This is a genomic window from Nocardia sp. NPDC056064 (assembly GCF_042266925.1).
Taxonomy (GTDB): Bacteria; Actinomycetota; Actinomycetes; order Mycobacteriales; family Mycobacteriaceae; genus Nocardia.
The window spans coordinates 1,355,702-1,369,391 of record NZ_JBHJWO010000001.1 but is presented as its reverse complement, the minus strand read 5'-3'; the positions used below and the strand labels follow the sequence as shown (position 1 = coordinate 1,369,391).

The window sequence follows — 13,690 nt, the reverse complement described above, 5'->3', positions numbered from 1 at the left end:
GCACACTGGCGTCCATGACCGACAACGACTGGGCAGGCGTCGACCGGTATCTCGTGGACGCCCTCGTCGGAACGGAGGGCGCGCCCGCGCTGGCAGCCAATGCCGACGCGGGCCTGCCGCCGATCGACGTCTCGCCACCACAGGGCAAGTTCCTGCATCTGCTGGCCAGGACGGCGAACGCCCGCCGCGTGCTCGAGATCGGCACGCTCGGCGGGTACAGCACCGAGTGGCTGGCCAGGGCGGTCGGGCCGGAGGGCACCGTGGTGACGCTGGAGTTCGAACCGCGGCACGCGAAGGTGGCGCGGGAGAATCTGGACCGGGCGGGCATCGGGGACCGGGTGGAGATCGTCGTCGGTCCGGCGCTGGACACGTTGCCCGGTGTCGCCGAAGACCTGACCCAACCGTTCGACCTGGTGTTCATCGACGCCGACAAGGTGAACAACTCGAACTATGTGCAGTGGGCGCTGCGGCTGACCCGGCCGGGTTCGGTGATCATCGTCGACAATGTGGTGCGCGGTGGCGCGGTGGCCGACGAGCGGACCGAGGACCCCAACGCGCGCGCGAGCCGCGAGCTGATCGACCTGCTCGCCGCCGAACCCAGCCTCGACGCGACCGTGATCCAGACGGTCGGATCGAAGGGGTGGGACGGTTTCGCCTACGCGGTGGTCAACGGTCCGGCCGCCTGAATCGGCCCCGGTTCAGCGCAGGCGGACCGGTAGTTCGCGCAGGCCGCGGATGAGCGTGCTGGTCTGCCAGTGCGGATTCGACGCGGGGTCGGCGAGGCGTAGTCCGGGATAGCGGCGCTGCAGGGCGGTGAAGGCGATCTCGGCTTCCAGGCGGGCCAGCGGTGCGCCGACGCAGAAGTGGATGCCGTGGCCGAAGGCGAGGTGTCCGCTCGCCGGGCCGTCGACGGTGAGCGCGTCGGGATCGCTGAACCGGGCCGGGTCGCGATTGGCGGCCGAGAGCGCGACGTAGACGAGCTCGCCCTCGGGAATCTCGGTGTCGCCCACCGTGACCGGCTCCGCGGTGAACCGCACGGTCGCCATGTCGACGGGGCCGTCGAAACGCAGGAACTCCTCCACCGCCGCGGGCACGCCCGCCGGATCGGCCACCAGCGCCCGCCACTGATCGGGGTGGCGCAGCAGCGCGTAGACGCCGTTGCCGATCAGGTTGACGGTGGTCTCGTGCCCGGCGACCAGCAGCAGGAACGCCATGGCCACCAGTTCGTGGTCGGTGAGTCGGTCGCCCTCGTCGTCGGCGAGCACCAGGTGCGAGAGCAGGTCGTCGGCGGGGTGGGACTGTTTGGCACGCACCAGTTCCGACAGATAGCGGGTCATCGCCTTGGCCGCCGCCGAGCGCTCCTCGTCGGCCTCGCCCGGCACGCCGACCAGGGAACGGGTCCAGGACTGGAAGTCGGCGCGGTCGGCGAAGGGCACGCCGAGCAGTTCGCAGATCACGGTCACCGGAAGGGGATTGGCGAAGACGTCCATCAGGTCGACCTCGGCCGCGGTGGCCATCGCGTCCAGCAGGTCCTCGGTGATCTGCTCGATGCGTGGCCGCAGGCCCGCGACCCGGCGGGTGGTGAAAGCCTTGTTCACCAGTTTGCGCAGGCGGGTGTGGCCGGGCGGATCGGTGCTGAGCATGTGGGTGAGCAGTACCAGGGACTCGGGGTCGATCGGGTCGGCGTCGCGTTTGCCGTCGAGAATGGCGGCGGCGCGGGCCATGTCCTTGCGCAGGCGCGGGTCGGCCAGGGCGGCCCGCGCCTCCGGATAGCCGACGATCACCCAGCGCACCACCTCGTCGGGGAAGCGGACCCGGTGGACGGGGCCCGCCGCGCGCCAGCGGCGGTAGTGCGCGTGCGGATCGTCGAAGAATTCGGTGCCGAGGGACTCGATGCGGCTCGGAGCGGAGAGGTCGGCCATGTATCGACGCTACCGACCGGTACCGGGCATGTCGACGTCTATCGTGCGGCTCCGGCACGGAACACCGTGGTGCGGAAGGGTATTCGCGTGTTCAGCGAGCACCGGCGCGGAGCACGACCTTGCCGTCGCGGCCGGGGGTCTCCGACAGCGCCGCGGCCTCGGCGGCCCGATCCAGCCCGAACTCGGCCTGCACGTCCAGTCGCAGGGTGCCCTCGGCGGCCAGTCCGACCAGTTCGGTGATCAGGCGCAGATAGTCGGCCGGGTCGATCTCGGCGCTGCGCTGCTGACCCCAGAACCCCTTGATCACGGCCTGTTTGAAGATCACCGCGCCGGTGTCGACGATCAGCGGCTGCCCCGAGAGCGCGCCGAAGGAGACGAGTTCGCCGCGCGGGGCCAGCAGCGACAGCAACGCGCCCGCGGCGGGCCCGCTGACCTGGTCGACACCCCGGACGATCGGCTCACCACCGGTGAGCTCGGTGGCGCGTTCGGCCCAGTCCTCGGTGTCGGTGTCGACCACCGGGCCGAAGCCGAGCCGCCCGAGCGCCTCGACCGAGGCGGGGGCACGCACCAGGCTCAGCACGTGGACGCCGCGCTGCCGGGCGAACAGGTTCAGCTGCCGTCCGACCGCGCCGTTGGCGGCGTTCACCGCGATCCACTGGCCGGGCCGCACCCGCAGGTCGTCGAGCAGCATGAGCGCGCTCAACGGCATGGCCAGCAGCTGGCAGGCGGTCTCGTCAGGCACCGAGGCGGGCAGGGGGACGGCGCGGTCGGCACGGGCGAGGAAGAAATCCGCCCAGGCGTGCTGGATTCCGGCCAGGGCGACCCGCTGCCCGACGGCGAGCCCTTCGGCGCCGGGGCCGAGCGCGTCGACGACGCCGACCGCCTCGGTGCCCGGAACGGCGGGCAGCGGCGGCCGGTAACCGTAGACGCCGCGGATGATCGCGAGGTCGTGATTGTGGATCGGCGAGAGCGTCATGGCGACGCGGACCTCGCCCGGGCCCGGCTCCGGGGTAGGCACCGTCGTGGCGGTGAGGACGTCCTTCGGATCGCCGAACCGGTCGATGACCACTGCCTGCATGTCCGCCTCCGTGGTGGTAGCGAGTTCCGCACGAGCACGATCACCGTCCATTCTGGCACCGGCGGCGGGCGCCACGCCGGGTGCCGCCGCACCGGCGCGGCGCGGAATCGGCCGCGTCGGTCCCGCGTGCCGGGCGGTCGGGCTGCTTGACTGCTGGGCGTGACATCGCAGCACGCGCGCGGCGCCGGGCGCCGGACCGTTCTGGCAACGACGACCCTGGGCCTGCTGTGCGGGCTGGCCGCCTGGCTGCTGTTCGAGTGGTGGGCCAGCGACATCGACGGTTTCGTCGTCTACGACGCGAGCTACGAACCGCTACCGGAAGCCCCGCTCGACCACCCCGCCGAGAGCGGGAGCGCCGGGGTCGCCGACCTCCCGCTGCGGGTCGGTCTGGTGGCGGTGCCCGCCGTGATCGGACTCGTCGCCGGGTGCCTCGCCGCGGCCTGCGGGGTGCGGGTGCACAGGTCTGCCGTCGCCGGGTGAGGCGGCCGAGTGTCGCGAGGCTCTAGGCCGCGGCGCGGCGGAATTCGGCACGCCAGCGGCGCAGGCCGGGGATGTCGGGGCGGGAGAGCAGATCGACCCGGACGGGCGTGATGTCGCCGTCGGCGAAGGAATCGATCTCGGCGCGGGTCAGCGGCCAGGGCGGGCCCGCGGTCGGCGCGGTGGTGCTGACATCGGCGACGACCAGCAGCGTCGCACCCGGCGCCAGCGCCGCGCGGATTCCGTCGATCGCCGTCGCGTGGACCTCCGGGGGCAAGGACTGGACGGTGATCGACTCGACCACCAGGTCGAAGGCACCCCGCCAGGCAGCGGGCGGATTCAGCAGGTCGGCGACCGTATAGGTGACCGGCGATTGCGGGAAGCGCGCCCTGGCCTCGCGGATCGCGGTGGCGGCCACGTCGAAGGCGGTGGTGCGGAATCCTTGCGCGGCCACGTGTTCGGCGTCGGTGCCGTACCCGCAGCCGACCACCAGCGCGGTACCGCCGGTCGGGCCGGTGCGCTCGGCGAACCAGTCGGCCAGCAGCGGATTGGGTTCGTCGCGATCCCACGGCACCACCGAGGTTCCCGCCGCGGCTTCGACATACAACGGTTCGAACCACCCCGTCGGATCGTCGGCGGCGAGGGCTTCGGCGGCGAGACGGCGGTCGGCGGGCAGCGGCTCGGAAGTCATCGCTCCACTGTCCCGCATACCCGCCGACCACGTGCGCACCGGGCAGGTATCGGGCGACCCGGTCGCAGAACGACGATGGGGGAGAAGTCAATACGCCGCAGGGCGGACCCGGATCTCGCCGCTCTGCGACCGGAGATCGCTCGTGTGGGCGACGACCGGGACCGCGCGACTTCCTAGGCTCGATCCATGGCAGAGGCACTCGGGACCCGGACACCCACGGCATCGTCCGGGCGGCGCATCGCCGAGATCGACATCCTACGCGGCTTCGCGCTGTTCGGCATCCTGATCACCAATGTCATCGTGGCGACCACCCTGTGGACGGCGGTCGGTCCCCGCGACAAGCCGGTGTCGCTGTTCGACGGCACCGCCGACCAGCTGGTGCGCGCCACCGTCGACGCGCTGTTCACCGGCCGGTTCTATCTGCTGTTCGCCTTCCTGTTCGGCTACTCGTTCACCTTGCAGATCGCCGCGGCCGAACGCGCCGGTGCCGCCCCGGCCCGCCGGTTGCTGCGCCGGTGCGCCGCGCTGCTGGTCATCGGGCTGCTGCACGTGTACTTCCTGTGGGTCGGCGACATCCTCACCCTCTACGCCGTGCTGTGCCTGATCCTGATCTCGCTGCGCAAACTACGGCCGCGCACCGCGGTGATCACCGGCGTGGTGCTCTATCTGCTGTCGTCGGTGTTCAGCTTCCTGCCCGGGCAGGGCAGCATTCTCGGGCTGAGCGAGTTCATGAACCTGCCCGCCATCGCGGCCGACTACACCGGCACGATCGGCCAGACCTTCGCCGTGCAGACCGGTCTCGCCCCGGCGTTCCTGCTGCTGATCTGGATCGGGCAGGGCGTGCCGAGCCTCGCGATGTTCCTGCTCGGAACGGCCGCGGGCAAACGCACGCTCTTCGAGGACACCGAGACCCTGCGTCGCTGGTCGCCGCGCGTGCTGCTGCTCGGCTTCGGCCTCGGCCTGCCCATCTCGGCCGCGACCTTCGCCGACGCCATGCACTGGTGGGACGGTCCCGACCTGGTGCACGGCCTGCAGTACCTCGTCGCACCCGCCATGACCTTCGCCTACGTGGCCCTGGTGTTGCGGTTCGCTCGCTCGGCCCGCACCGGCCGCGTCGCCGCGCTGCTCGCGCCCGCGGGACGGATGGCGGCCACCAACTACATCGGGCAGTCGGTCGTGCTCATGCTCGTCTACACCGGCTACGGGCTCGCCCTGGCCGACGACATCGCGCCGCTCGGCGTCGTCGCCGTCGCCCTGGTGACCTTCGCGGCGCAGCTCGCGCTGAGTTCCTGGTGGTTGCGCGGGCACCCGTACGGCCCGGTGGAATGGGTGCTGCGGGCGGCGACCTATCTGCGGGTCCCGCCCTGGCGCAAGCCCGCGACGACCTAGCGTGCCTGCGTGGCGGCGGCCCTGGCGGCGAAACCGTCGCACAGGGCGTCGAGGCCGAGGAACAGCAGGTCCTCGGAGGTGAGATCGCTGACCCCCGCGCCGTGCAGGTCCATCAGGGCGGGCGGCACCGGGAAGGTGGGCTTGCCGTCGAGGAGGTCGCGCAGGCCGTTGGTGTCGTCGGTGGCGGTGCGCTTGCGGGCCAGCAGCGAACCGCCGACCACCGGCAGGCTCGCGCCGGAGATGTAGTTCCACACGGTGAACGCCATGGTCGTCGCCTCGCGGGTGGACACGTCGAGCGCGCGCAGCCCCTCGACCAGCCAGGCCAGACTGGCCAGACCCTGTGGGCCGAAGCTGTAGCGGGGCACCGCGAAGGTGAGCAGCACCCACGGATGCTGCTGGTAGAGCTGCCAGTCGATCTCGGCGGCGATGCGGACCCGGTCGCGCCAGGTCCAGTCCTTGCCCGCCGGATCGGGGTAGGGGTGACGGGCGGCGATCTCGTCGGTCATCTCCGCGATGAGCTCGTCCTTGCCCGCCACGTGCCGGTACAGCGACATGGTGCCCACATCGAGCCGGTCGGCGATGCGGCGCATCGACACCGCGTCCAGGCCGTCGGCGTCGGCCAGGGCGATCGCGGTGTCGACGATCGCGGTGCGGGTGAGCTTCGCGTCAGTCATCCCATGACTCACTTTCCGTTTTCCACTTCTGTGCGTACACTGTACCCGTTCCCCGCGTACGGTGTACGCAAACCCCTGGAAGGATGTCGGAATGACGAAGCTGGAACCGGCGCTGCCCACCGCGGCCGTCGGTGGACGCCGCGCATGGCTCGGTCTGGGCGTGCTGCTGCTGCCGGTGCTGCTGGTGTCGATGGACATCTCGGTGCTGTTCCTCGCCATGCCGACGCTGACCGTCGACCTGGATCCCAGTGCCTCCCAGCAACTCTGGATCCTCGACATCTACGGCTTCATGCTGGCGGGCCTGCTCATCACCATGGGCAATCTCGGCGACCGGATCGGCAGGCGCAACATCCTGCTCGCCGGTGCCGCCGTCTTCGGCCTGGCCTCGGTACTGGCCGCCTTCGCGCCCAGCGCCGCGGTCCTCATCGCCGCGCGGGTGCTGATGGGCATCGGCGGCGCGACGCTGCTGCCGTCGAGCCTGGCGCTGATCTCCAACCTGTTCCCCGACGCCCGGCGCCGCGCCACGGCCATCGGCATCTGGACCGCGTTCTTCGCCGGTGGTTCGGCCGTCGGGCCGATCATCGGCGGGCTGCTGCTGCACCACTTCTGGTGGGGCTCGGTGTTCCTGATCAACATCCCGGTGCTGGCCGTGCTGCTGGTGTTCGGCCCGTTCCTGCTGCCCGAACACCGCTCGGCCGCGCTGGGCCCGATCGACCTGCCCAGCGTCGCGCTGTCCATCGGCGGCATCCTGCCGCTGGTGTACGGGATCAAGCACATCGCCGCGGAGGGCCTGGACCTGGTCTCGGTGCTGATCGGGGCGATCGGCCTGGCGCTGCTGGTGCTGTTCGTGCGCAGGCAGCGCAGGCTGGCCGAACCGCTGCTGGACCTGTCGCTGTTCGGCAGGCCGCTGTTCCGGGTGGCGATCGGCGCGAGCACCGTGGGCATGATGTCGCTGGCGGCGATGAGCTACCTGACCAGCATCTACCTGCAGTCGGTCACCGGGCGTGACGCGCTGCAGGCGGCGCTGCTGGGCATCCCGATGGCGGTCGCGGTGTTCGTCTTCTCGATGAGCGGCGCCAAGGTGGGCCTGCGCTGGGGTGTGCGGGCGGCGTTCACCCTGGCCCTGACGCTCTCGGCCATCGGCAACCTGATGCTGCTCGGCGTCGGGGTCGACGGCGGACTGATGTGGTACGTCGCCGGCTCGGTGATCGCCGGTGTCGGCTACGGCATCTCGTTCACGCTCGTCTCCGACGTCGCGGTGTCGGCAGTGCCCGCCGAACGGGCGGGCTCGGCCGTCGGCATCTCCGAGACCAGCTTCGAACTCGGCAACTCGCTGGGCCTGGCGCTGCTCGGTTCGCTGGCCGCGCTGGTCTTCCGCTCCGGCGGCGACTTCGGGGAGACCCTGGGGGAGACCGTCGCGCACTCCGGCGACGACGCCGGGCTGATCGCGGCCGCGCGCGAATCCTTCGTCAGCGGCATGCACGTGGCCACCACCGGCGGCGCGCTGCTGCTGCTCGGCATGGCCGTGGTGGCCTGGCGCTCGGCGCGCACCGGCCGCTGAGGCGAGGACCGGGCGTGGTGGCCCTCGCGCCCGGTCGCCCTCGGCGGGCGGATGTCCGGTCCGGTTGCCTAGGATCGACGAATGCGAAACGAGGGTGCGGCGGGCCTGGCGACATTGCTCGCCCTGGCCGACTCGCGCCTGCCCATCGGCGGGCACGTGCACTCCGGCGGGGTCGAGGAGGCGGTGTCGGCGGGGTTGCTGCGTGACGCGGCGAGTGTCGAGGTGTACCTGCGGCGCCGGATCGCGACCTCCGGTCTGGTGAGCGCCTCGCTCGCCGCCGCGGTCTGCGCGGGCACGCTCGCCCCGGAACGCGCCGAACTCGAAGCCGACGCGCGGACCCCGTCACCCGCGGCCCGCGCGGCCTCCCGCGCGCAGGGGCGCGGTCTGCTGCGGCTGGCCAAACAGCTCTGGCCGCAGCATGATTGGCTGCCCGCAGGGGTGCGGCCGCATCTGTCGACGGTGTTCGGCATGGTCGGCGCCGCCTGCGGGGCCGACCCGCGCGAGCTGGCGGGCGTGGTCGTCTACACCACCCTCACCGGCGCCGCGACCGCCGCCCAGCGGCTGCTCGCCCTCGATCCGGCCGCCGTCGCGGCGGGCACGATGCGGCTGGCGCCGCTGTGCGACCGGATCGCCGCCGAGGCCGCCGCGGAACTCGCCGCACTGTCGGATCCACTGCAGGACGCGCTGGCCGAACGTCATCTGCTGCGCGACATGCCCCTGTTCGCCTCGTAACCACCCATCCAGAACGGAGAACCACCCATGCCGCCCCATCTGATCGACGGCGAACCGCACGACCACAGCCACGACCGGCCCAAGCGCGACCGCGCCACCGGTGAGGCGCTGCGCATCGGCATCGGCGGCCCGGTCGGCTCCGGCAAGACCGCGCTGGTCGCCGCGCTGTGCAGGCAGCTGCGCGACGAACTGTCCCTCGCGGTGCTGACCAACGACATCTACACCACCGAGGACGCCGACTTCCTGCGCCGCCACGCGGTGCTGCCCGACGAGCGCATCACCGCCGTGCAGACCGGCGGCTGCCCGCACACCGCCATCCGCGACGACATCACCGCCAACCTCGACGCCATCGACGACCTGGTCGCGGCCAACCCGCCGCTGGACCTGATCCTGGTCGAATCCGGTGGCGACAACCTCACCGCCACCTTCTCCTCCGGCCTGATCGACGTACAGATCTTCGTCGTCGACGTGGCGGGCGGGGACAAGGTGCCGCGCAAGGGCGGCCCCGGCGTCACCTTCTCGGACCTGCTGGTGGTCAACAAGACCGACCTCGCCCCGCTGGTCGGCGCGGACCTGGGTGTGATGGAACGCGACGCCGCCAAGGTGCGCGAAGGCCGCCCGACCGCGCTGATCTCGCTGACCGACGACCCGGCCGCCACCCCCGTGCTGGCCTGGGTGCGCGAGCAGCTGCGCGCCGCCGCCGAGCAGGACGCGGCCGCCGGCGTTGCGCACTGAACTGAGCATCGTCGCCGCACCGGGCAGACTGCCGCGCATCGACGCGGTCGGCGGTCTGGCCGGGCGGCACACCGGCACCGACACGGTGCACCTGATCGGCACCGCCGCCACCCCACTGGGCGGGGACGAACTCGACATCCGGATCGTGGTACTGCCCGGTGCGCGCCTGGTGGTCCGCTCGGTGGCTGCCACCATCGCCCTGCCCAGCACCCGCACCCCGGAATCGGTGGCGCACTGGTACTTCGAGGTCGGGGCCGGTGCCGAACTGGATTTCGATCCGGAACCGACCATCGTGGCCGGTGGCGCCCGGCATCACGCGGTGACCACCGTGCGGCTGGCACCGGAGGCGCGCCTGCGGTTGCGCGAGCGGGTCCAGCTCGGCCGCAGCGGCGAGGACGGCGGCGCCTGGCGCGGCGACCTGTGCGCCGATCTCGGCGACATCCCGCTGCTGCGGCACCGCCTGGAACTGGGCGCGGATACGGGCACCGACGACCGGCTCAGCGCGCCGCGCGCCCTGGACAGCGAACTGCTCTACCCCGACGACCGGCCCGCCTGGGCGGGCAGCCTCGACGCGGTGCGCCTCCCACTGGCCGCCGGCGGCTCGCTGGCCACCCGCACGAGTGCCCGCCTGCACGCGGACGCACCCGGCGGCGCGGTGTCCGTCGCACGTCCGGGTGTCACCTCGGCGTGAGAATGTCGACCGGCAGTCGGCACGCGATAAGGCCACCTCGGCGTGAGAACGGCAACGGCGGTGGGAACCGGGCTCGCACATCCCTGTTCCCACCGCCGTAGCTCGTTCTAGGCGCTGACGAGCTCCGCGTCGCTGTCCACCGCGTCGGGCGCGGCGGCCCGGGGCGGAGCGAGGAACCCGTTCGCCGCGCCCACCGCGGCACCGACACCGGCACCGACCACGGTGATCGGCACCGACACCGCCATGTAGGCGGCCATGCCACCCAGGATCGGGCCCGCGACCAGGCCGATCGGCAGGAACGGGATGCCGGCGACCAGCCCGGCCACCGCGCCGCCCGTGCTCGCCATCATCGCGAAGGGGATGGCCACCGTCGAGCCGACCGCCGCACCCCGGGCCGCGGAACCGAGGGTTTCCGAGGCGATCCGGTCCGAGCGGCTGCGCTCGAGCCCGACCGAGTCGAGGAACGTCGCCAGGTTGGCCTCGGTGGTGGCGGCGGCGTCGTTGATCTGGATCGAGGTGTCGACCGGCACGAAGTCCGGCACCGGGACCAGCTGGTCACCGAAGCGGAACTGGCCGGGCGGCGGCAGGATCGGCGGCACCGGCGCGACCGCGGTCGGCGCGTGCAGCGTGCCCACCGGGGACAGGTAATCGGTCTCCGGGCCGGACCGCGACCACTGCAGCGAGCTGCGCGTGTTCTCCGGCATCTGCTGTCCCACGAAGGGGGTGGCATTGGGTGCCACCGCGTCGAACTCCGGCGCGGCCGGATGCTCGGGCTGGGTCACCGCCGCCTGCGCGGGATCGGCGTTCGCGGTGCCCGTGCCGATCAGGGCCATGACCAGGGGGACCGCTCCGGCCGCGACAACCGAACCGACTCGCTGTCGCTGCGGGCTCGGCGCCCTGTGTTTCCCCGTCGCCATAGATCACCTTTCATCCTGGGGATTGGTCACACATATGACGTCCGGCATTCGGACCGGTGCCGGACCCGGATGGGTCCGAAACACCGGCGTGCCGCAATCCTGGTGTGCTGAAAGGTAACCGGAAGGGAGTGGGAGCTAGCCGACCTCGCGCCGGCCCGGCCCCTTGCCACCGACACCCGCGGTCGGTTCACCGAGGTCGGCGGCCAATTGTCTGGCCTCCGCCCGGTCGGCATTGACCTCTTCGATCGCCAGCCGCGCGAACACCCACTGCTCGGTGGCCGCCATCTGACCGCGGTTGCGGCCCAGGAACGAGACGAACCAGCCGATCACGGTGACGATGCGGCTGCGGTAGCCGACCAGGTAGTACAGGTGCAGCGCGAGCCAGGCCAGCCACGCGAGGAACCCGCTGAACTCGAGCTTGCCGATCTGGCAGACGGCGTCGAAGCGCGAGATCGTCGCCATCGAGCCCTTGTTGAAGTACTTGAACGGCTTGCGATCCGCGGGCGCCTCGCCCTTGAGCCCGGCCTTGATGGCCTTGGCCGCGTAGGTGGACCCCTGGATGGCGCCCTGCGCCTGCCCGGGGACGCCCGGCACCGACATGAGGTCACCGACCACGAAGACGTTCGGATGCCCCTTGACCGTGAGGTCGGGCTCCACGACGACCCGGCCCGCCCGGTCCACCTCGGTGCCCTCGGAGCGCTCGGCGATCATCTTGCCCAGCGGGCTGGCCTGCACACCGGCCGACCACACCTTGCAGGTGGCCTCGATCCGGCGGGTGCTGCCGTCGGCGTCCTTGACCACCACGCCGTGCGCGTCGACATCGGTGACCATGGCGTTGAGCTGGATCTCCACGCCCATCTTCTCCAGCCGCTTGGCGGCCTTGGCACCCAGCTTGGGCCCCATCGGGCCGAGCACCGCGCCCGCGCCCTCGAGCAGGATGACGCGCGCGTCGCGGGGATCGATGGTGCGGAAGGTGCCGTCGAGCGTGCGATCGGCGAGTTCGGCGATCTGCCCGGCCAGTTCGACACCGGTCGGGCCCGCGCCGACCACGATGAAGGTGAGCAGCCGGTCGCGTTCCTCCTGCGTGGTCGCCAGTTCGGCCTGCTCGAACGAGCCGAGGATGCGCGCGCGCAGCTCGAGCGCGTCGTCGATGGTCTTCATGCCCGGCGCGTAGGTGGCGAACTGGTCGTTGCCGAAGTACGACTGCTGGGCGCCGGTGGCGACGATCAGGCTGTCGTAGGGCGTGACGGTGTCGCGGTTGAGCAGCCGCGAGGTGACCTGCTTGTTCGCCAGGTCGACATCGATGACATCGCCCAGCAGCACCTGCGCGTTCTTCTGCTTGCGCAGCACCAGCCGGGTGGCCGGGGCGATCTCGCCGGTGGACAGGATGCCGGTGGCCACCTGGTAGAGCAGCGGCTGGAACAGGTGCGTGGAGGTCTTGGAAATGAGAGTGACGTCCACGTCGGCCCGGCGCAGGTGCCTGGTGCCGAACAGGCCGCCGAACCCGGACCCGATCACCACCACGTGGTGGCGGCGCTTCCCGACAGACTGAGTGCTCATCGTCCTGCTCCTCGACAGACTGGGGCGGCGTTCACTGCGTTCGCAAGATCGACAATACGGGACCGGCCCGATCAGCGACCGGCAAGCAGGAGTTCGGCCACCTTGGTGTCGGTCTCGGCGCCCTCGGTGTACCCTCCCTCGGAGCCGAGCGAGTTCATGATGGCCAGGGTGTAGCGTTCGCCGTCGCCGGCGACGCCCACGGAGTTGACCACCCAGCCGTCGGCCTCGGCCGACCAGCCGTTCTTCAGGCCCGGCCGCATCCGCGAACCCGCGCCCCACACGCCCCAGTGCTGGTTGGAGTCCACCGAGCGCATCCGGTCCAGCAGGTAGGCCAGGTCGTCGGGGTGCATGGTGTCGAGGATGGTGTTCATCAGCCGGTCCAGGTCGGCGGCGGTGCACTTCTGGAACGACCAGTCCGGGAACAGCGCCGAATTGGTGGGCTGCGGGATCAGCGAGACCATGCCATAGGAGCGGAAGGCGTTGTTGTAGGCCATCCGGTCGAAGCCGATGTACTTGTTCCAGAGGATGTCGGCGGCCTGGTCGTTGGAGGTGGCCAGCATCGATTCCAGGTTGGTGCGGTCCTCGGGGGACAGGCCGATGGCGCCGACCCGGGCCCGGTTGAGCAGGTCGGCGGCGATGGCCAGCTTGATGGTGGACGCGGTCCACACCTGGTTCTCGGCGTGCTCGTTGGCGTAGAGGCCGCCGGTGCGCCGGTCGCGCAGCACGTAGCCGACCACGCCGGGACGACCCGCCAGGTAGGCGTCGACGCGGGCGATGCGCGCGCTCATGTCGGCGTCGAAGCCCGACACCTGGGTCAGCGCGGGTGGCGCGGCCTGGGCCGGGGCGACCAGCACGGGCACGCCCGGGGTCAGGACCGCCGCGGCGGCGAGGAGACAGGCGGTTGCTGCGACCCGGGAGACGACGCGGGTGGCGGGGGAACGGTCACGCACGAGAGACCACCCTGGCACACCCGGCGCCCGAAAGCACTACCCGCGGCGAAATCCGATGTGTGACAGTCCCGTTGCGTCGCGCGCGGGTGGCTCAGTGATGCGCGGCGTGCGGGGTGGCGATGGTGCAGCCGTTGAGCCGGTGGCAGTGTTCGAAGGCCTCGCTGTGCCGGTTCAACGGCCAGGAATGCAGCACCTGATCGGCCCCGAAGCTGCGGGAGTTGATCAGTTCCCAGCGGTCGCCTGCCCGCCGGACGACGAACCCGGCGCGGGGTACCAAGGGGATTACCTGCGCGATCATGAACCGAACCAGCCT

The 13,690-nt window shown here is 71.5% G+C and carries 15 protein-coding genes; 7 read left to right on the top strand and 8 right to left on the bottom strand.

The genetic code is table 11. The features are described from left to right. The first annotated feature begins 14 nt into the window (after nucleotides 1-14). Nucleotides 15-686 carry an O-methyltransferase gene (locus ACFC06_RS06245; RefSeq protein WP_375928423.1) on the top strand — a complete coding sequence of 224 codons (672 nt, stop codon included), beginning with the start codon at nucleotides 15-17 and terminating at the stop codon, nucleotides 684-686. A gap of 12 nt (nucleotides 687-698) precedes the next feature. Here the strand turns inward: ACFC06_RS06245 and ACFC06_RS06240 are convergent, their stop codons facing one another. Both ACFC06_RS06240 and ACFC06_RS06235 read right to left on the bottom strand, forming a co-directional pair. Further along, complete coding sequence (locus ACFC06_RS06240) at nucleotides 699-1,922, bottom strand: cytochrome P450 (protein WP_375928421.1); 1,224 nt, start codon at nucleotides 1,920-1,922, stop codon at nucleotides 699-701. A gap of 91 nt (nucleotides 1,923-2,013) precedes the next feature. Next, nucleotides 2,014-3,000, bottom strand: coding sequence for a zinc-binding dehydrogenase (locus ACFC06_RS06235; protein ID WP_375928419.1), 987 nt, complete (start codon nucleotides 2,998-3,000; stop codon nucleotides 2,014-2,016). 159 nt (nucleotides 3,001-3,159) lie between these two features. Here ACFC06_RS06235 and ACFC06_RS06230 point away from each other — a divergent pair, with 159 nt between their 5' ends. Continuing rightward, the gene (locus ACFC06_RS06230) at nucleotides 3,160-3,480 is read left to right on the top strand and encodes a hypothetical protein (protein WP_375928417.1); all 321 of its coding nucleotides are present in this window, start codon (nucleotides 3,160-3,162) and stop codon (nucleotides 3,478-3,480) included. A gap of 22 nt (nucleotides 3,481-3,502) precedes the next feature. Here the strand turns inward: ACFC06_RS06230 and ACFC06_RS06225 are convergent, their stop codons facing one another. Continuing rightward, nucleotides 3,503-4,168, bottom strand: coding sequence for a class I SAM-dependent methyltransferase (locus ACFC06_RS06225; protein WP_375928415.1), 666 nt, complete (start codon nucleotides 4,166-4,168; stop codon nucleotides 3,503-3,505). 186 nt (nucleotides 4,169-4,354) lie between these two features. Between ACFC06_RS06225 and ACFC06_RS06220 the strand changes: the two genes are divergently transcribed. Further along, on the top strand, nucleotides 4,355-5,557 hold the full coding sequence (locus ACFC06_RS06220) for a DUF418 domain-containing protein (RefSeq protein WP_375928413.1): 1,203 nt from the start codon (nucleotides 4,355-4,357) through the stop codon (nucleotides 5,555-5,557). On the opposite strand, the gene ACFC06_RS06215 is transcribed toward ACFC06_RS06220, so the two are convergent. Next, entirely contained in the window at nucleotides 5,554-6,231 is a 678-nt protein-coding gene (locus ACFC06_RS06215; protein ID WP_375928411.1) for a TetR/AcrR family transcriptional regulator, read from the bottom strand. The genes ACFC06_RS06220 and ACFC06_RS06215 overlap by 4 nt on opposite strands. Nucleotides 6,232-6,322: 91 nt before the next feature. Here ACFC06_RS06215 and ACFC06_RS06210 point away from each other — a divergent pair, with 91 nt between their 5' ends. From ACFC06_RS06210 to ACFC06_RS06195, 4 genes are all read left to right on the top strand, one after another. Further along, nucleotides 6,323-7,792: an MFS transporter gene (locus ACFC06_RS06210; protein WP_375928409.1), complete on the top strand. Its 1,470-nt coding sequence runs from the start codon at nucleotides 6,323-6,325 to the stop codon at nucleotides 7,790-7,792. Nucleotides 7,793-7,873: 81 nt separating this feature from the next. Continuing rightward, nucleotides 7,874-8,524, top strand: coding sequence for an urease accessory protein UreF (locus tag ACFC06_RS06205; RefSeq protein ID WP_375928407.1), 651 nt, complete (start codon nucleotides 7,874-7,876; stop codon nucleotides 8,522-8,524). A 27-nt stretch (nucleotides 8,525-8,551) separates the two neighbouring features. Further along, complete coding sequence (gene ureG / locus ACFC06_RS06200) at nucleotides 8,552-9,259, top strand: urease accessory protein UreG (RefSeq protein WP_375928405.1); 708 nt, start codon at nucleotides 8,552-8,554, stop codon at nucleotides 9,257-9,259. Continuing rightward, complete coding sequence (locus tag ACFC06_RS06195) at nucleotides 9,249-9,950, top strand: urease accessory protein UreD (RefSeq protein WP_375928404.1); 702 nt, start codon at nucleotides 9,249-9,251, stop codon at nucleotides 9,948-9,950. Before ureG ends, ACFC06_RS06195 begins: the two co-directional genes overlap by 11 nt. A gap of 107 nt (nucleotides 9,951-10,057) precedes the next feature. On the opposite strand, the gene ACFC06_RS06190 is transcribed toward ACFC06_RS06195, so the two are convergent. The 4 genes from ACFC06_RS06190 to ACFC06_RS06175 all read right to left on the bottom strand — a co-directional run bounded on the left by ACFC06_RS06190 (nucleotide 10,058) and on the right by ACFC06_RS06175 (nucleotide 13,675). Further along, nucleotides 10,058-10,783 carry a hypothetical protein gene (locus tag ACFC06_RS06190; RefSeq protein WP_375928402.1) on the bottom strand — a complete coding sequence of 242 codons (726 nt, stop codon included), beginning with the start codon at nucleotides 10,781-10,783 and terminating at the stop codon, nucleotides 10,058-10,060. Between the two features lie 219 nt (nucleotides 10,784-11,002). Further along, complete coding sequence (locus ACFC06_RS06185; RefSeq protein ID WP_375928400.1) at nucleotides 11,003-12,427, bottom strand: NAD(P)/FAD-dependent oxidoreductase; 1,425 nt, start codon at nucleotides 12,425-12,427, stop codon at nucleotides 11,003-11,005. A gap of 71 nt (nucleotides 12,428-12,498) precedes the next feature. Next, entirely contained in the window at nucleotides 12,499-13,215 is a 717-nt protein-coding gene (locus tag ACFC06_RS06180) for a tat pathway signal sequence (RefSeq protein WP_375935228.1), read from the bottom strand. Nucleotides 13,216-13,468: 253 nt separating this feature from the next. Then, nucleotides 13,469-13,675 carry a hypothetical protein gene (locus ACFC06_RS06175; RefSeq protein ID WP_375928398.1) on the bottom strand — a complete coding sequence of 69 codons (207 nt, stop codon included), beginning with the start codon at nucleotides 13,673-13,675 and terminating at the stop codon, nucleotides 13,469-13,471. Nucleotides 13,676-13,690: the final 15 nt, after the last annotated feature.